At 36.9% G+C, this 19246-nt stretch carries 9 protein-coding genes; 3 read left to right on the forward strand and 6 right to left on the reverse strand.

What is annotated here, in order from left to right:
• Positions 1–3 precede the first annotated feature (3 nt).
• From FUA48_RS15835 to FUA48_RS15845, 3 genes are all read right to left on the reverse strand, one after another.
• Entirely contained in the window at positions 4–3072 is a 3069-nt protein-coding gene (locus tag FUA48_RS15835; protein WP_147584431.1) for a SusC/RagA family TonB-linked outer membrane protein, read from the reverse strand.
• A 422-nt stretch (positions 3073–3494) separates the two neighbouring features.
• A complete protein-coding gene (locus tag FUA48_RS15840) occupies positions 3495–5636 on the reverse strand; it encodes an alpha-glucuronidase family glycosyl hydrolase (RefSeq protein ID WP_147584432.1) in 2142 nt (713 codons plus the stop codon).
• Positions 5637–5677: 41 nt separating this feature from the next.
• Entirely contained in the window at positions 5678–8233 is a 2556-nt protein-coding gene (locus FUA48_RS15845) for a glycosyl hydrolase 115 family protein (protein ID WP_147584433.1), read from the reverse strand.
• A gap of 251 nt (positions 8234–8484) precedes the next feature.
• On the opposite strand from FUA48_RS15845, the gene FUA48_RS15850 reads away from it, so the two are divergent.
• Positions 8485–11109 carry a glycoside hydrolase family 3 C-terminal domain-containing protein gene (locus tag FUA48_RS15850; protein WP_147584434.1) on the forward strand — a complete coding sequence of 875 codons (2625 nt, stop codon included), beginning with the start codon at positions 8485–8487 and terminating at the stop codon, positions 11107–11109.
• Between the two features lie 123 nt (positions 11110–11232).
• Here FUA48_RS15850 and FUA48_RS15855 read toward each other — a convergent pair whose 3' ends face one another.
• The 3 genes from FUA48_RS15855 to xylA all read right to left on the reverse strand — a co-directional run bounded on the left by FUA48_RS15855 (position 11233) and on the right by xylA (position 14887).
• Positions 11233–12378 (reverse strand): endo-1,4-beta-xylanase, encoded by a 1146-nt coding sequence (locus tag FUA48_RS15855; protein ID WP_147584435.1) that lies wholly within the window; start codon positions 12376–12378, stop codon positions 11233–11235.
• Positions 12379–12392: 14 nt separating this feature from the next.
• On the reverse strand, positions 12393–13496 hold the full coding sequence (locus FUA48_RS15860) for a glycoside hydrolase family 43 protein (RefSeq protein ID WP_147584436.1): 1104 nt from the start codon (positions 13494–13496) through the stop codon (positions 12393–12395).
• 68 nt (positions 13497–13564) lie between these two features.
• On the reverse strand, positions 13565–14887 hold the full coding sequence (xylA, locus tag FUA48_RS15865; RefSeq protein WP_147584437.1) for a xylose isomerase: 1323 nt from the start codon (positions 14885–14887) through the stop codon (positions 13565–13567).
• 196 nt (positions 14888–15083) lie between these two features.
• Between xylA and FUA48_RS15870 the strand changes: the two genes are divergently transcribed.
• Both FUA48_RS15870 and FUA48_RS15875 read left to right on the forward strand, forming a co-directional pair.
• Positions 15084–16988 carry a sialate O-acetylesterase gene (locus FUA48_RS15870; protein ID WP_147584438.1) on the forward strand — a complete coding sequence of 635 codons (1905 nt, stop codon included), beginning with the start codon at positions 15084–15086 and terminating at the stop codon, positions 16986–16988.
• 35 nt (positions 16989–17023) lie between these two features.
• The gene (locus tag FUA48_RS15875; RefSeq protein WP_147584439.1) at positions 17024–18736 is read left to right on the forward strand and encodes a glycoside hydrolase family 43 protein; all 1713 of its coding nucleotides are present in this window, start codon (positions 17024–17026) and stop codon (positions 18734–18736) included.
• Positions 18737–19246 lie beyond the last annotated feature (510 nt).

The raw sequence follows: 19246 nt of genomic DNA on the forward strand, positions 1-19246 counted from the left end.
TTTTTAGAATGTTAGATTTAAACCAAACATAAAAGTACGTGTCGCAGGTGTATTTGTACCTACTGTAAGTAACCTTCTCTGATAACTGGTAGTTACGGCTGCGTTTTGATCTCCATATGAGTTAGGCTCAGGATCAAGACCAGTTTCCTTGTGATAAGGAGAGTATAATACAAATGCATTTTGTACCGTAGTATAAAGCCTTAATTTGTCTATTCCGGCCTTTTTAATAAAGTCCTGATTAAAGGTATAGCCAAGGCTAATGGTTCTGATCTTTACATAAGAAGCATCAAAATAACCTAATGTACTTCCGTATTTCGGATTATCTCCGTTTGTTATACCTCCCGGTTTAGGATATTTAGCTCCTGTATTTTCCGGAGTCCAGTAATCAACATCAACGTTACCTCTACGGCCGTTAAGCATATTTAAATATCCGGAAGAACCGTAAAGTGTACTTATAAGTATACCTCCGCTCTGGAAACCTCCCACTATACCAAAATCAAAATTCTTATAATTTACATTAGTATTGAAACCTCCCTGAAAATCAGGATTAACATCCAAAACCTGACGATCATCCGGGCCAATAGCTCTTGTTGGGGTGCCGTCTTCATTATAATCACCGGTATATTCTACCCTAATCATACCTACATTTCCTCCCGGCTCTAATATATCCAGATAAGGGTCTCCCTCCTGCCATAGTCCTAGTTTATTGTAATCATAAATAACGTTTATCGGTTTACCCACAAACCACCAGTTAGCCTCGTCTTCCTGCTGTCCCGATGCTAATGCTGTCAGCTTATTTTTATTAGAGTAGAGATTAAAACCTGCACTCCATGTTACACCACTGGGATTATCTAATATCACACCATTAAGAGAAAGCTCAAAACCTTTATTTTGCGTTTCACCAATATTAGCCGTGTAGCTACCTACTCCTGATGTTGGCGGTAAATTAACACCTAACAGTACATTATTTGTATTTTGTACATAATATTCTAAAGTTCCTGATAAACGATTATTAAATAATCCGAAATCAAGTCCGTAGTTCCATGTTTTTGAGAACTCCCAGCCAAGATTAGGGTTTGGAAGTTCGGACACATAATATCCCGTCACAAAATCACCTCCAAAATTGTACGGTCTTGTACTTAATAATCCTAAAGTCTTGTATGGATCAACAGACTGGTTTGAAGTTTCACCATAGCCTATCCTAAATTTTAAAAGACTGATCTCATCCACTCCATCCATAAAGGATTCATTAGCAATATTCCATCCTGCAGAAACAGCCGGATAAGAATGCCATTGATGCCCAGGAGCAAGTCTTGAAGAGGCATCTGATCTGAAAGTAGCGCTTACCATATAACGATCGTCATAAGAATACATTAAACGCCCCATATAAGAAACTAATCCACTCTTCTGATAGCTCTGATTAGCAGGGTTAATGGTTATTTCTCCCTGAGCCTGTCCTAAATTAAAGAACTGAAAAGCATCTGAAGGTATTTCTCTTGCTGAAATGGAAGAACTGTTAAAGAAGTTTTCCTGTGCCGAGTAAAGAGCTATTGCATTTATTGTATGTTTCTCAGCAAAAGTACGATCATAACTAAGTATGTTTTCAACAGCCCAGTTACTGTTAAAAGAGTTATTAACAGTAGCTGTAGACGGAGTGTCAGGATTTGTACTGAACACTCCCTGTCCTGTGTAAGTACCTCCTGTACTCATACGGATGTTTCCTCCTAAATTTAATCTGTATTTTAACCCTTCGACTCCCGGAATTTTTACTTCTCCATATACCGTATTATAAGAGGCAAAGGCTTTTGTCTGATCTAAAAATCTGTCGCCCAGATCATTCATTATATCTCTTGAGTAAACCCATTGTTCATCCAATGGCATTCTTACTGTCCTCTTCCAGGAACCGTCTTCATTATAAGGGTTTGCCAATGGTGACATACTTATAACTCCGTAAGTACCTAAAGTACTACCATTAGTAACTGAATAATTGTTATTTGTATTAAAGCCAACCCTTACATAATTGCCTATTTGCTGATCTAATGAACTAACCAGCGAAAAACGCTCATAATCCTGAAGAGGTATAACGCCTTCGTCTTTATAGTATGTTGTACTAAAGCTATAGCTCCCGGTAGTAGAACCTCCAGAAACGTTGAAATGATGATTTTGTACACTACCTGTTCTGTAAAACAAATCCTGCCAATCAGTATTAACATCATCAAACTCGTCAACTCCATTTGAAAACATATCTGCATCTGCCCGTAATTGTGCATATTTAGCTCCATCCATCATTGGATAATCTGAAAATACGTTTCTTACTCCATAATAAGAGTTATAAGAGAATTTTGCTTTTTGCCCAAGGGTTCCTTTGTTAGTAGTAATTAAAATTACACCGTTAGCACCTCTTGAACCATAAATTGCTGTAGCAGATGCATCTTTAAGTACATCTATACTTTTAATATCATCTGTGCTTATATCTGTTAACGAGCCCGGAAAAGGAATACCGTCTAATACAATAAGCGGATCATTACTCGCCGTAAGAGAACGTGCACCTCTTATACGTATCTGCATAGATGCTCCCGGCTGCGATGAGGTCTGATTAATTTCGACCCCCGCAAGGCGGCCTTGTAAAGCCTGTGTTATGTTAGGTGCCGGTACCTCTCTTATAGCATCTCCTTTAATTGATATAACAGATCCTGTTACAGCCTCTTTACGCTGCGTACCATAACCCACGACCACAACCTCGCTAAGAACCTGTGCCTCTTCCTGTAATACTACATTTATAGTACTACCGGTAACAGTAACTTCCTGTGACTGGTATCCTATAAATGAAAATTGTAATACAGCATTTAGGGGTGCGGATATAGTGTAGTTACCGTCCAGATCTGTTGCAACAGAGGTTGTCGTCCCTTTAACTGCAACCAGAGCACCCGGTATACCCATACCATCATCTCCCGAAGTAACTGTACCACTTACATTCATATCCTGAGACCAGCACAAGTGCGTACTAAAGACTAACGCCAAAACCAATAAAAGGCGATGGGATTTAATTGATACTTTGTAGAGTTTTTTCATAATAGTTAGTAGTTGGTTATTAATAATATTTGTGTTTAATTTTTCTAGTATTGGTTAAACAACCTCAACTAAATCGATTTCGTAAACAGGGTATAAAACCCCTTTAATTTTTCCAGTTATGATTTAAGAACCTATTTTTAAATCATTTAAACTACCTTATGGTGTTATAGACCAAAAGTAAAATTTTCTTATTTTAAGTTAAAAATCTAACACATAAAAGCTACGAATACGTTTTAGTTAAAAATTCGATAAAAACATTATCCTCAAAAAAATAACACCTAATTTGTCAATATTTTATTTTATATCCTTTTATAGAACAATAATTAAAACATATAGCTTAAAATTATATTCAAGAAGCACATATAGCAAGACTAATATGATAATCAATATCAAAATTGTAATTATTGATTAAAAAAGAAAAGCTATTCCAATTTTAGGCCGATATAATAGCTTAATGATTTTTCCGGTTTTTCCAGTTCTTCCGGAATAGGCATTTTAGAAAAAGTCTGGAAATAAAGTACGCATGAGTTTCTCCAAATCACAGCTTCCACTTCCTGCTCTTCAAGTAGCTGTTTTACTTTAATAAACCTCTCTTCATCAATAAAGGATTTTAGTTTATTCCAGGAAGACTGCATTTCCCTTACTTTATCTACACCGTTATAATAGTGGAGACACATTTCATCCCACAGAGTATTTCCTGACTTCATTTTATGTTTCCAGCTAACATGATGAAACCATAATAAAAGATTTTCAGGACATGTTTCAAGAGAATTAAACCTGTCCCTTACAGGAGGAAAATATTGTGACACGGCATTAGAGCCACCTGTAGTTCTGTCAAACCCAATGCCTATACTATCTGCTCTATGATAATAGGTGGATTTCCAGTTGGGTTGCGCTGCCGTATCAACCCAGGGCCCCGGTCCTCTATGTGTGTTATAGGCCATTATATGGTTAAGTCCCAAAGGTGTCATGTAGTCTACTGTAGTTTCTCTGGATTCTAACATCATCTTTTTTACAGGCTCAATAAAATCTTTATTATTTGAAAAAGTCATGCGAATCCAGTCTTCAGCTATGCTTTCCGACGATGTTTCAGAATTCCATGCCAATCTCCCTAAACTATACCAGTTAGATTGTGCAAAAGGATGTCCGCACCAATTCCTGCTGTTCCCAATATTGGAAACCCCTGCCATACCGGTAAGCTTTTTAGTGGAGTATTTCCCTTCAATTACGTTACTCACAGTACTTCCCTTTCCTTTAGCATAAGTGTCCGAGTCTAATGTTTCTTCGTACAAAGTGGAAAGAAAAACCAAATGATTAGAGAACCCTAAATATTCCTGTGTAATTTGGAACTCCATCATAAGCGAAGTATTTGGCATCGCGCCGAATAACGGAGAAAAAGGTTCACGTGGCTGAAAATCTATAGGTCCGTTTTTTATCTGTACAAGTACATTGTCTTTAAACTGACTATCAAGAGGTTTAAAACTATTATAAGCCTGAAGAACCCTGTCTTCTTCGGGGTCACTATTGTATACAAAAGCCCTCCACATTACAACCCCTTTATAAGACTCTAAAGCTTGAGCCAACATATTGGCTCCATCTGCATGAGTACGCCCATAGTCCTGAGGTCCCGGCTGTCCTTCTGAATTTGCTTTTACCAAAAACCCTCCGAAATCCGGGATAAGCGTATATATTTCTTTTGCTTTAGCTTCCCACCAGTCAATCACTTGTGGATTAAGTGGGTCGGCAGTAGGTAAACCACCCAGTTTTATTGGAGAAGTAAATGAAACAGACAGATATACTTTTAAACCGTAGGGTCTGAAAACATCTGCGAGCGCCTTTACTTTTTCAAGATAGTCTTTAGTTAAAATCTTAGGATTGGAGTTTACATTGTTCAGCACAGTCGCATTAATTCCTATGGATGCATTTGCCCTTGCATAATCAATATATCTTTTATCAATTGTATTAGGTAATTCGTCCCATTTCCATAAGGAATTACCGGCATAGCCACGTTCTATACTACCATCAAGATTATCCCAATGATTTAAAGCCCTTATATCTAACCTGGGAACTTCAGTAATAGTTAGTTTATCGGCTATTTGCTGTGTTTGTATAAGCTTTATAAAATGAAAAACACCATATAAAACACCTATATCCGTATTCGCGCTAATTAATGTACAGTTCCTGTTATTAATCTTAACCGATTTGATTATAAAGCCTTCATTACCTAATTTATCGTAATCTTTTGCAGAGATATGCCCTTTAAGTACAGACTCATTTTTTGTTGCCAGTACTATGCATCCATTTTCAATGGAATTCAAAAGTTTAGGCTCAGTTCCTAGTAATCCCGAAAAAGCAAGTTTAAGTTCATTTTCAGCTGCTTTTAAAGTTTCGGAATTCCCTTTAATATAATAGTCATTAAATGCTCCGTTATATTTGTCAAGTAATGCTTTATTTTCAATTTTTCTATAGTTGAGCCAAAGATCATAACCATCATTAGCTATAAGTAAAAAAGGAAATAAAAGGATTGAAATAAATAAAAATCCTCTTGAGAATTTTGGTATCATATTGTTATAAGTGGTATTACAATTAAATGTGAGAAAGTGTATTATCTGGTTTCAGGAGGGCCTAAATAGCTTTTTTTCATACCGCCAAAATCCAGTATGATTTTTTGCAGTACAATACCCGGATCTACCATCCATATTTTAAGAGTATGTTTTCCGGATGTAAGCTCCTTAAATGCGGTTTCTTTAATGATGATATTGTTTGCTACCCAGATGGCCCATGCCCTCTCACCTTTCTCTGCATTTATACTAAGAATTACAGGTTGGGAGTCATCTACCGAAACAGCATAACGTAATCCGATTTCAGTATTATGGAAGTTAAGTGTTGGAGAAAAATAGGTGTGTATATTTACCGATTCGTCTTCATAGCTGTAAAAAGTATATTCCAAACTAGGTCCGTTGGAATAAGGGTCCTGAACAGGAGCCGTTACAGGAAATGGAGTGACCCCAGATGTAGTGCGTCCTATGTCCGGGATAATTTTCCATTCAATGCCATTAGTATTATTTGCTTTACTGTAGTTTTCTGCATTAATGGAAACATAGCCATTCTCTTCGTAAAAAACTGTTTTAGTATCCATTACAGCTTGCTCTTTAGAGGATTCTATGGTCTCAGTAATCTCTATAAAAGGCTTAATCGGTGAATCGTCTGAAACATAAGATACCGATGGCATTATATTGTTTTTAGGATCAAACCAGGAAGTGTAACCTATATGTGTCTGATCCATAAAATGATTCCATTTACCTCCCGACAGCTCTTTATTATATTGCTTGGAAATAAGGGAATCTTTTATAAACAGTTCTTTCGCTAAATCTGCATAAGCATTGGCTTTTGAATTGTTTTGAGTCGCATATTTTTCATTCAGGGCAACTGCCAAATACATTCTATGCAAATTTTCATTTGCTTGAATCGGGTGTAAAACCAACTGATAGTAAGCATCTTTATAATTCTTTGGCAACTGATTCTCAATTTTTTCTGCTTTTTCTAATAACTTTTTGTATTCATTAACCACCCTGAAAGCCTCATCATAATTTTCAAGACTATATGTGTTTTTATCAACTAACTCAGGTTTTCTTCTTGAAGCCAGTTGGCCATATTCTCTCAGAACAATTCCTATTTCCTTAGCATCGGTGTCTCCAAACTGACCTCTGGCCCACTCCGTATAATACTCCCTTAAATTATCAGGTGTCCATTTCTCAGGATTCCAGGCATAATCCAGAAAGAAAGAAATAGGAAACTCCATTGGTTTTATATCGCCTACATTTACAATCCATATTTGCTTTACATTATATTCCCATGCCAAATGCATTTGTTCCCATACCCTGGCTATATTATTGGTATTAATCCATTTGTAATTTCTTGGTCCGCCCACATAATCAAAATGATAATAAATGCCATAACCTCCTTTTCGCTCCTTTTCATTTCTGGCTGGCAATTTTCGAAGGTTTCCCCAATTATCATCACACAATAGTAACGTAACATCATCGGGAACACGCATCCCTTTGTCATAATAATCCTGAACCTCTTTATAAAGTGCCCAAACCTGAGGTGTCTCTTCTGCACTCTTTCCCGTCACTTCTTCTATAATATCCCGTTGGTCTTTAACTATTCTTTCTAAAAGCGCTGTTGCTGTACCTTCTGTCATGGGCTCATCTCCGTCACCACGCATACCTATGGTTACCAGACTCTCATGAGACCCCATATTCTTAATACCCTTTCTCCAAAAGTCTTTAAGTACTGCCTCATTTTTTGTATAATCCCATGCTCCGCTTCCATATCGCTTCCATTCTGCCTGAGCCCTTAGCATTGGCTCGTGATGGGATGTCCCCATAACAATACCCCATTTATCGGCCAAAACCGGGTTAAGCTTATCGTCATCATTAAAAGCCCTGCCCCACATTGCAGGCCATAAGTAATTGGCTTTGTTTCTCAATAGAAGCTCAAACACTTTAGTATAAAACTCATGATTAAACTTTCCGTAGTTCTCTTCCACCCAACCACTCAATGCAGGAGCCTCATCGTTGATGAATATCCCCCTATACTTTACCTTAGGAGCATCGTTGATGTTTACGTCGCTTTTTATAAAAATCTGTTCTTTTTTCTTTACCGGTACATCTGCCCACCAATACCAAGGAGAAACTCCCATTTGTTTTGTCAGTTCTAAAGCACCATAAGCAGCACCGCGTTTATTGCTTCCGGCTATAATCAATGCGCTGTCAACGCCCTTAAAAGGACTTTTAACCACCTGAATCATATATCCATCCCACTCTCCTCTTAATGCGGAAAAATCTATTTTTTTATTTTTCTCAAGTTCTTTAAAAAAACTGCATTTTTCCAGAGTACCTATTATGATAATATTCTTTTCCTTATTAATCTTTGTAAGCTGTTGCGGTCTTTTCCCTGTTACACGTTCAATATCATCTGTAAAAAGGTTTACTGCTACAGGCACAAGTGAATCTTCATTCTTATCATAAAATACGGTTGTAGCAGCTTCTGTTGTAACAACCGGAAAATCCATTCCGTTATTACTATCGGCTATAACTTCCTGTGCAACAACATTTAAAGAAACTAAGATTATTAAAAAGGTTATAATTTGCTTCATTATATTTTGACTAATCCCGGTATTTACCGTAAATATTAAATTTTTGTATTTCAATAATACCTTTTAAATTTCTTAATTCTCATATTTTTCTGAAATATAAGCGCAAACGTATTCGTAACTTTCATTTTGTTTCGATAAGAGCACTATAATTATGTTATATTTTTGAAATATGCATTTTCTTTCCCTGTAATGAGAAAACTAAAAAATGATATATACTTCCCAATAAATTACCTTTCAAATTATTATTAAAAATGAAATTTAATACACTTTATATATTCCTGTTCTTTATGTATGTAAATACCGGTTTTTCTGTTTTTGCACAGAATCATCAATATCCGTTTCAGGATTATAACTTAACTTTTGAGGAAAGAGTAAATGATCTTGTTAGCAGATTGACCCTTGAGGAGAAAGTATCACAAATGCTTAATTCTTCTCCTGCCATTGAACGTCTTGGAATTCCCGCATACGACTGGTGGAACGAAACACTTCACGGTGTGGCACGCACTCCCTATAATGTAACGGTATATCCTCAGGCTATAGCTATGGCTGCTACTTTCGACAAAGAAGCCCTTTATACCATGGCCGATTTTTCGGCTACAGAAGGAAGGGCTATATATAACATTGCACTGGAAACCGGACAAACCAAAGAGCGCTATCTGGGACTTACCTACTGGACTCCTAATATTAATATATTTAGGGATCCCCGCTGGGGTCGCGGACAGGAAACATATGGAGAAGATCCTTTTTTAACGGCACAGTTAGGTGATGCTTTTGTAAAAGGCCTGCAGGGTAATGACTCAAAATATCTTAAGGCTGCCGCCTGTGCCAAGCATTATGCTGTACATAGTGGCCCTGAGCCTCTTCGCCATACTTTTGATGTAGATGTTAGTCCGTACGAATTATGGGACACTTATCTGCCTGCTTTCAGACAACTCGTGACCGAATCTGATGTGGCAGGGGTTATGTGTGCTTATAATGCATTCAGAACGCAACCTTGTTGTGCCAGTAATACCTTAATGATTGATATTTTACGTAATCAGTGGGGTTTTACAGGATATGTCACTTCCGATTGTTGGGCAATCGATGACTTTTTTAAACATCATAAAACACATCCAAATGCTGAATTGGCATCGGCAGATGCTGTATTTCATGGTACTGACCTGGAATGTGGAACAGATGTATACCTCTCCCTGATACAGGCTGTAAAAAACGGAGAAATTACCGAAGAGCAAATAGATGTTTCCGTAAAAAGATTATTCATGGTCCGGTTTCGCTTAGGAATGTTCGACCCGGTATCTATGGTAAAATATGCACAAACACCAACATCTGTTTTGGAAAGTAAACCTCATGCAGATCATGCTCTAAAAATGGCAAGGGAATCTATAGTGCTGCTTAAGAATGAAAATAAAGCACTACCCTTACCTAAAAAACTAAAAAAAGTAGTGGTTTTGGGTCCAAATGCTGATAATAAAATAGCTGTACTAGGTAATTATAATGGTACTCCATCACACATTACTACTGTGTTGCAGGGAATTAAAGGAAAACTACCTGAAGGCTGCGAAGTGATTTTTGAAAAGGCAGTTAACTTTACAGACAATACTATGCTTGAGTACAGCAACCTTAACGACCAATATTCGTATGAAGGTAAAAAGGGATTTAAGGCTGAGTATTATAATAATACGCTTTTAGAAGGTACTCCTATTGTAAAAACGGAAAAAAGCCCTGATTATAACTGGCAGGAAGGACAAACTGTTATAAACGACATTAAAGCCTACAATTTTTCTGTACGTTTCATTACTGATTTTAAACCTCTGGCTGATGGACCGGTAGTGTTTGAACTGGAAGCAGATGACGGTTATCGATTTATTATAAATGGAAAGACAGTTATTGATGCGTGGAACAGAAACAGATGGGGAGCCAAAACTTATGAGTTGAATGTAAAAAAAGATTCTGTTTACAACTTAAAAATAGAATATTGGCAGGGAACAGGAAAAGCCAATGTAAGGTTCAGTACAGGTAAATATATCAATACCAGCTTTGAAAATATTGCCGATCGTTATAAGGATGCCGACGTTTTTATTTTTGCCGGAGGCATATCACCTCAACTGGAAGGTGAAGAGATGGAAGTAAACTATCCGGGATTTGAAGGCGGTGACCGTACCTCTATCCTACTCCCACAAATACAGACAGAACTAATGAAGGCATTGCAAAAAACTGGGAAACCAGTAATTTTTGTAATGATGACAGGGAGTGCCATCGCGACTCCATGGGAATCTGAAAACATACCTGCCATTATAAACTGTTGGTATGGCGGGCAGGCTGCCGGTACAGCTCTGGCTGATATTCTTTTTGGAGATTATAATCCTTCAGGCAGGTTACCAGTAACTTTTTACAAAAGTGACAATGACCTCCCTGCATTTACAGATTACAGCATGGCAAACCGTACCTATAGGTATTTTTCAGGTAAACCGCTATATGGCTTTGGTTACGGACTAAGTTATTCGTCTTTTGCTTATGAGCAGTTAAACATATCTGCAAAAACAAATAAAGGAGAAGGGATGGAGATATCAGTAAAGATAACTAACACAGGAAAAACACAGGGTGATGAAGTAGCTCAATTATACCTGATAAATAAAAATAAAGAAATAAAAACAGCCTTGAAAACCCTGAAAGGATTTGAAAGAGTTAACCTAAAATCGGGAGAATCTAAAACGGTAATCTTTAAGCTTACCCCAGAGGACCTTACTTATGTTACTACTGACGGGGAATTAAAGCCTTTGTATGGGGAATTGGAAATTGCTGTTGGTGGCCATCAACCGGGAGAACCTAATAAAAGTACCAGTAATATAATAACCAAAACGATTTATATAAAATAAAGAAATACTGCCTATAAACAGTTACAGTAACAACTTTTAACCAGTTAAAAGTTAGTTAGCGTTCGTTAAAAAGCCTGTAGGATTGAGCTCCCTACAGGCTTTGCTATTTACTAATGAAGACTATTATTTTGCAGCATCCAGTATTGCTTTTGTTACCTCTTTTTTAAGGGTATAGTCCCTGTTAAAAGGTAAAGGGTAATTGGTTCTACCCCTAACCGGCCAGTTATTTAACCATGTATCGGCATCAGAAAGGCCCCAAAAAGTAATCCTGTCAATATGTTTTTCATATTTTACGAATAACTTAAATATACTTCCGTAGCGTTGTGCTAAATGGTCTTCTACTTCTGCAGGTAATCCTTCAACATAAGGATTAAGATCCTCTTTATATGCTTCAGAGTTAGCTACATCAGCTGTAGCTTCAGCGTTTGCTTCAGGCAATATAGAAATATCCAGCTCAGTAAAATTAACAATTACTCCGGCTTTTATAAAATCCTGTATTGTAGCCTCAATATCCTCTAAAGAGGCTCTGTCCAGGTTATAATGTCCCTGTTCCCCTACTGCCTTTATTGGTATTCCTTTTTCCTTTAAGCTGTTAACTATCTTAATCGCACCACTTCGCTTTTCAGCCTTATATAAATTATAATCGTTGTAATACAGTTCAGCTTCAGGATCTGCCGCATGGGCAAACTCAAAAGCCTTTTCTATATAGTCATCCCCTATTATAGTTCTCCATTTAGAATCTCTTAAAGAGCCATCTTCATTAAGGGCTTCATTAACAACATCCCATCCTTTTATCTTCCCTTTATATCGGGTAACTACTGCATCTATATGATCTTTCATCCGTTCAAGTAACTGCTCTCGGGTGAGTAGATTTTCATGATCATCGGTAAATACCCAGTCGGGGGTTTGCGAGTGCCAAACTAAAGTATGCCCTATAATGAACATATCCGATTCCATTCCTGTTTTTACATACGTATCCGCAGGATTAAAATTGTAAATTCCCGGCGCAGGATGAATGTTTTCCCATTTAAGATCGTTCTCCGGGCTGATACTGTTAAAGTATTGCTTTATAAGAGTAGCTTCCTTTTCATTTTTTTGCATAGCCTGCCTACGGTTTATTGCTACCCCTATGTAGAATTTATCCTTAAAAGCATCTTTAAAGGTCTCGCCACTGGCATTATCCTCAATACTCTGCTTACAGGAAAATGAGCATAGACCTGCAACCGTAATCAAAACAATTTTCCTTATGGTTTTACTTGTGTATATCATTAACTATGATTTTTTTACGGATTAATTAACCCTAAACTACCATCAGGATTATGAGTCAGCTCCGTCAACTTTACATTGCGCAGATGAGTTTTGCCTGACAGTTGAGTATCATGATAGAAGATATACCATTTTCCGTTAATCTCAACAATTGAATGGTGTGTTGTCCAACCCTGTACAGGGTTCATAAAATGACCTCCGTAAACAAATGGTCCGGTAGGCTTGTCTGATGTTGCATAAGCCAGATAATGGGTGTCTCCTGTAGAATAAGTAAAATAATATTTATTATTGTATTTGTGCATCCACGAGCCTTCAAAAAACCTTCTGTCATGATCTGAAGTAAGAAGCGGCTTACCATTACTGTCATTTATAACAACATCCTGTATCGGTCCGTCAAATTGCAGCATATCATCAGAAAGTTTCACAACTTTACAACTCAGCGCAGGAACGTTTGGATCTTCTAAATCGGTTTTTGAACCATTTGCATCAAACTTACCAGAAGCCCACTGTTGCAACTGGCCTCCCCAAATACCTCCAAAATACATATAAGACGTTCCATCGTCATCAATAAACACAGCAGGATCTATACTAAAACTTCCTTTTATAGGCTCTTTTTCAGGCGTAAAAGGACCTTGTGGAGATTTACTGGTTGCCACTCCAATTCTAAATATATCATCTTTATCCTTTACAGGAAAATACAGGTAATATGTTCCGTTTTTATATGCCGCATCGGGAGCCCATAACTGACGTCCGGCCCAGGGAATATCCTTAATATCAAGAGCAACGCCATGATCGGTTACTTCTCCTCCTATACTATCCATTGATAAAATATGATAATCTCTCATATCAAAATGGTCACCATTATCATTTTCAGGGATACCGGCATCAATATCATGAGAAGGGTAAATATATATCCTGCCATCAAACACATGTGCAGAGGGGTCTGCTGTATAAATATGAGAAACTAAAGGCTGAGTTAAAAACTCTTTTTCTGTTGTCTCTTTTGTTTCATCCGTATGGGTTTCTTTTTCTTTTTCTTCTTTACAGGAAGTAAGGGTTATTAGTGAAACTGCCGAAATAATTGCTATGGATGATCTTAATATGTAAATTTTTCTGTTCATTATAGGTCTTAGTTTTAGTTGGTAAAAAGAAACCACTTCAAATAAAATATTTAAAGTGGTTTAAAAGTTTAATATGCGTTTGCTATTATCTGCTCAAATAATTCCTGTTTGCCACTCTTTGGCTTAGGATTGCCACTTTCACGGGCTATTTCACTAAGATTTTGAAGGGTAAGTTTACCATTTTCAAATGCGGCGCCATTGCCGCTATCAAATGACATATATCGTGTGGCTTTCAATTCGCTGTATTTTGTGTTATTAAGTATATGATCTGCACAAATAAGCCCTCTTGCAAAAGTATCCATACCGCTTATATGAGCAATAAACTTATCTTCATAATCTATTGAGTTACGGCGAACTTTTGCGTCAAAATTTATTCCGCCTCCTTTTACTCCTCCATTTTGTAAAAACACCAACATCGCCTGGGTTATCTCATAAATATCTATAGGAAACTGGTCGGTATCCCAACCGTTTTGATAATCTCCCCTGTTAGCATCAATACTTCCTAACATACCTGCATTGGCAGCAACCTGAAGCTCGTGTTCAAAGGTATGCCCGGCCAGTGTAGCATGGTTTACCTCTATATTTAATTTAAAATCGTCGTGCAGTCCAAATTTGTTAAGAAAGCCTATACAGGTAGCCGCATCAAAATCATACTGGTGCTTCATAGGCTCCATTGGTTTAGGTTCAATAAAGAAAGAACCTTTAAAACCTTCATTGCGCGCATAATCCCTGCACATAGCAAGAAACATTGCTAAATGTTCCTGCTCACGTTTCATATCGGTATTTAAAAGACTCATATAGCCTTCACGGCCGCCCCAAAACACATATCCCTCACCATTTAAAGCAATGGTTGCATCTATAGCAATTTTAGCCTGCCCTCCGGCATAAGCAACCACATCAAAGTCAGGATTTGTTGAAGCCCCATTCATATAACGCGGATTACTAAAGAGGTTACTGGTTCCCCAAAGCAGTTTTATTCCTGTTTCCTTTTGTTTTTCTTTTGCATAAGCTACCATTGCCTGTACACGCTGTTCAAACTCTGCAAGTGTAGGAGCTTCATCAACAAGATCAACATCATGAAAACAATAATAAGGCAGGCCAAGTTTCTCCATAAACTCAAAACCTGCATCCATTTTATCTTTCGCCCGGGCTATGGCATCTTCCTTTGAATTCCATGAATTTCTTACTGTACCCGGACCAAAAGGGTCATCGCCTGTATTACACAGGGTATGCCAATAGGCCATTGCAAATTTAAAATGCTCCTTAAGTGATTTGCCGGCAACTATTCGGTTTTCATCATACCATTTAAAAGCAAGCGGATTATCGCTATCTCTTCCTTCAAACTGTATTTTATCTACAGTTTTAAAATAAACCTGATTTGTAGTGTTCATATTTTTAGTGGATTGTAACATTCTTTAAGGTAAGTACTTATTCTCAAAAGTAAGTGTACTATTTCTAAAGCCTTAGAAGTAAAGATGAAAATTTACGAAAACGTTTTCTGTATCTTTTATTGATATTACAAGACAAACTGATTAAAAAAAATAACTTTACAAATAATGCTTTTTAAAAATTTTAACCGACTAAGACATGAGAAAAGCACTCCTTTTATTTTTTACTCTTATACTTTCAATTCCGTCTAAAGCGCAGGTAAAATTACCTGAGATAGTAAGCAGCGGTATGGTTTTGCAAAGAGAAGAACCTATAAATATTTGGGGTTGGGCAGCTCCCAACGAAAAAGTGACAGTTAGGTTTAACAATAAGAAATATAAAACTACTACTGCAAAAGACGGCGTATGGAAAATTATCTTATCTCCTAGTAAAGCTGGCGGTCCATACAGTATGGAAATTGAAGGCAGCAATAAGATTACACTTAATGATATTCTGGTTGGTGAGGTATGGCTTTGTGCAGGTCAGTCTAACATGGTACATCAAATGCGGTTACATAATGTGTTGTATGCCGAAGAAATAGCAAATGCATCCTATCATGAAATAAGGCAGTTTTTTGTACCTAATACTGTAAATCTCTCTGAACCTCAAACAAAACTACCTGAAAGCTCATGGAAAAAGGCTATAAACCCTGACATTAATGAGTTTTCGGCTGTTGCCTATTTTTTCGCTAAAGAATTATATGAGAAATACAAAGTCCCGATAGGAATTATAAATTCCAGCTGGGGGGGCACGCCAATTGAAGCATGGATTAGCGAAAAAGGGTTTAAGGAGTTTCCTAATGTACTTGAAACTATTAATAAGAACAAAGATACTTTATACATAAGCAGGCAAAATGCATTACCACAAACCGAAACCTCTTTACCTGAGGATAAAGGCCTGGAAGAAAAATGGTTTGACACAAGTTATAAGCCAAAAGGATGGAGAAATATAGCCATACCAGGCTATTGGGAAGATCAGGGGATAAAAGGATTAGACGGTATAGTATGGTACAGGCGGGAAATTGATATTCCTGAAGCTATGACAAACAAAGAAGCCATGGTGTTTTTAGGCCGCATAGTAGATGCCGATGTGCTATATATTAACGGTAAGCGAATTAGCAATACAACATATATGTATCCTCAGCGTCGCTATCCCATTGCCGCTGACGTATTAAAGCCTGGTAAAAACCTTTTTGTTGTACAGGTTACCAATAATTTTGGTAAAGGTGGTTTTGTGCCAGATAAACCTTATTATGTTGTTGCTGGAAAAGATACTATTGATCTTACCGGATACTGGCAATATAAAGTGGGAAAAGTAAATACACCTTCTAAAAAAAGCCATAATACGATAACTCTACATTATCAGCCTACCTCACTTTATAATGCAATGATATCACCTTTAACAAATTATACAATTAAAGGTTTTGTATGGTATCAGGGAGAAAGTAATACCGGAAATGCACATGAGTACTCAAAGCTTCAGACTGCACTTATAGCCGACTGGCGTACTAAATGGAATAAACAATTACCCTTTTTATATGTACAGCTTCCCGGATTTATGGACTATAACTATACGCCATCTGAAAGTCAATGGGCATTATTTAGGGAGCAACAGGCTAAGAACTTAACCATTCCAAAAACAGCAATGGCAGTAGCAATAGATTTAGGCGAATGGAATGACATACATCCTGACAGAAAAAAAGAGGTAGGTGAACGATTAGCACTTGCTGCAGAAAAAACGGCTTATAATGAATCTGTAATAAGTTCCGGTCCCTCTTACAAATCATCAGAAATTCAGGGAAATAAAATAATAGTAAGCTTTAACAATACAGGGAGTGGTCTTTCTACTGCTGATGGTGAGGCACCCTCTGAATTTGCCATTGCCGGGGCTGACAAAAATTTTGTTTGGGCAAAGACCAAAATAGATGGAAACACGGTAATACTATGGAATGAAAATATTGAAAAACCATTGTACATACGATATGCCTGGGCAGACAATCCTGTAAATCCTAACTTAATTAACAGGGAAGATTTACCTGCGGTTCCTTTCAGGACAGACGATTAATTCCTATTCTTTTATTAAAACCAATCCTTTTTTCTATGAAAAAAACAGTAATAACAGTACTATTAATTATTATATCATTTTATCAGTCTTCGGCTCAAAAACCTCAGTCAAAGAGCAAAGAAGGCCCTGTGTTTTCTGAATTCTCCTATCAGGGAAAGGATGATATTTATGATAAAAATCCTTTAAAGGGAGATGAATTTTATACTCCCATACTACAGGGCTGTTATCCGGATCCAAGCATTACGCGTAAAGGAAATGATTATTACTTGGTAAATTCTTCGTTTGCCATGTTTCCAGGAGTTCCTATTTTTCATTCTACCGACTTGGTAAACTGGAAACAGATAGGACATGTACTGGACAGGGAATCTCAGCTTAAGGTAGAAGATTCACGAATATCCGGCGGGGTATATGCGCCTGATATTAAGTACAATCCTCATAACGATACTTTCTATATGATTACTACAGAGATTGCAGGAGGCATGGGTAATATAGTCGTAAAAACAAAAGAACCTTCTAAAGGCTGGAGTGATCCGTTTAAACTTAATTTTGAAGGAATAGACCCGTCATTATTTTTTGATGATATCGGTAAAGCTTACCTGGTGCATAATGATGCCCCGGATAAAGGCACTGAATTATATGAGGGACATAGGGTAATAAAAATATGGGAATATGATTTGCAAAAAGACCAAGTTGTTCCTAATTCAGATAAAATTATTGTTAACGGCGGAACAGACATTACACAAAAACCAATTTGGATTGAAGGGCCTCATATCTATAAAAAGAATAATAAATATTATCTCATGTGTGCTGAAGGCGGTACAGGCGACTGGCACAGTGAGGTAATTTTTGTAAGCGACAACCCTACAGGTCCCTATCTTCCTGCAAAAAACAACCCTATACTTACCCAACGCTATTTCGCAAAAGACAGGACAAACAAAGTAGACTGGGCAGGGCATGCAGATCTTGTGGAAACACCTGACGGAAACTATTATGGAGTATTTCTTGCTGTTCGCCCTAATGAAAAACAGCGTGTAAATACAGGACGTGAAACATTCATTCTTCCGGTAGATTGGAGCGGAGAATTCCCTGTGTTTGAAAATGGTCTTGTTCCTTTAAAACCTTTATTAAAATTGCCAAATGGTGTTGAAAATAAAACTGGTAAAACCGGGTTCTTACCTAACGGAAATTTTGGCTTTACAGAAAATTTTACCTCTAAAGAGCTAGACTATCGCTGGATTGGCATAAGAGGTCCAAGAGAAAAGTTTATAGTAACGGGAAAGAATGGCTTAAAAATCACACCTTTCAAAACTAACATTAAAGCAACTGCTCCTACTTCTACCCTTTTTTACAGGCAACAGCATGCTTATTTTGAAGCAAAAGTAAAACTATCATACAAACCCAAATCAGAAAAAGACCTTGCAGGTATTACCTGTTTTCAGAATGAAAAATTTAATTATGTATTTGGGCTTACTAAAAAAGAACAGGATTATTACCTTGTGCTTGAGAGAACAGAAAATGGAAAATCGACAGTTATTGCCAGTCAAAAAACAGACATAAACAATCCATTATATCTACAGGTAACTACAAAAGGAGATGATTATACTTTTAATTACTCTTTTGATGGCAGTAAATTTAATAACCTTGGAGGAGTTGTATCAGGCGATATTCTTTCAACCGATGTTGCCGGAGGATTTACAGGAAACCTTATTGGTTTATATGCTACAAATTCAAATGATATTTTTCCTTAAGTGATAAATCATGAAAAGTTAATTCCAGTTCCTGACTTTACATTATATTTTCCAATAGAAACAGTTTTTTTACTTATCAGACAGTTAATTTGCTTATGGTGCTCATCTATTTATAATCTAAGAAAAATAAAATCTTGATTGGAGAGCATTCAAAATTTTCGAATAAGTATATATACTGAAACAGATGTGTTTCGATTTTTATATAACAAATCCAATAAACAGCAACAGGACATCAAAACCGATAAAGTGAAAACTTCTCCTACACAAAGTAGGTTAATTTCTTTAAATCCTGCATAAAATGGTTTGAAATTTGTCCTGTTGGGGTCACAAGCAAAAATCCCTAAATCGATATGATTTAGGGATTTTTTTATTTGTATAATCTTACATATTTAGAATTATACACTAAGATTTATAAGATTTTACAGCGGGTTTGATGTCCCAAGTAGTTACCCCGACAGGATTAAACCGTTTAAATACTAAAACTAAATCTGTAAATTTTTATATTATGAA

This window comes from Flavobacterium alkalisoli, assembly GCF_008000935.1.
GTDB classification, from domain to species: Bacteria; Bacteroidota; Bacteroidia; order Flavobacteriales; family Flavobacteriaceae; genus Flavobacterium; species Flavobacterium alkalisoli.

Coding starts and splice junctions, on each gene's coding strand:
- FUA48_RS15870 (WP_147584438.1), top strand. CDS start 15,084: ATGAGAAAAGCACTCCTTTTATTTTTTACTCTTATACTTTCAATTCCG.
- FUA48_RS15860 (WP_147584436.1), bottom strand. CDS start 13,496: ATGAACAGAAAAATTTACATATTAAGATCATCCATAGCAATTATTTCG.
- FUA48_RS15850 (WP_147584434.1), top strand. CDS start 8,485: ATGAAATTTAATACACTTTATATATTCCTGTTCTTTATGTATGTAAAT.
- FUA48_RS15840 (WP_147584432.1), bottom strand. CDS start 5,636: ATGATACCAAAATTCTCAAGAGGATTTTTATTTATTTCAATCCTTTTA.
- FUA48_RS15835 (WP_147584431.1), bottom strand. CDS start 3,072: ATGAAAAAACTCTACAAAGTATCAATTAAATCCCATCGCCTTTTATTG.
- FUA48_RS15855 (WP_147584435.1), bottom strand. CDS start 12,378: ATGATATACACAAGTAAAACCATAAGGAAAATTGTTTTGATTACGGTT.
- FUA48_RS15845 (WP_147584433.1), bottom strand. CDS start 8,233: ATGAAGCAAATTATAACCTTTTTAATAATCTTAGTTTCTTTAAATGTT.
- FUA48_RS15875 (WP_147584439.1), top strand. CDS start 17,024: ATGAAAAAAACAGTAATAACAGTACTATTAATTATTATATCATTTTAT.
- xylA (WP_147584437.1), bottom strand. CDS start 14,887: ATGAACACTACAAATCAGGTTTATTTTAAAACTGTAGATAAAATACAG.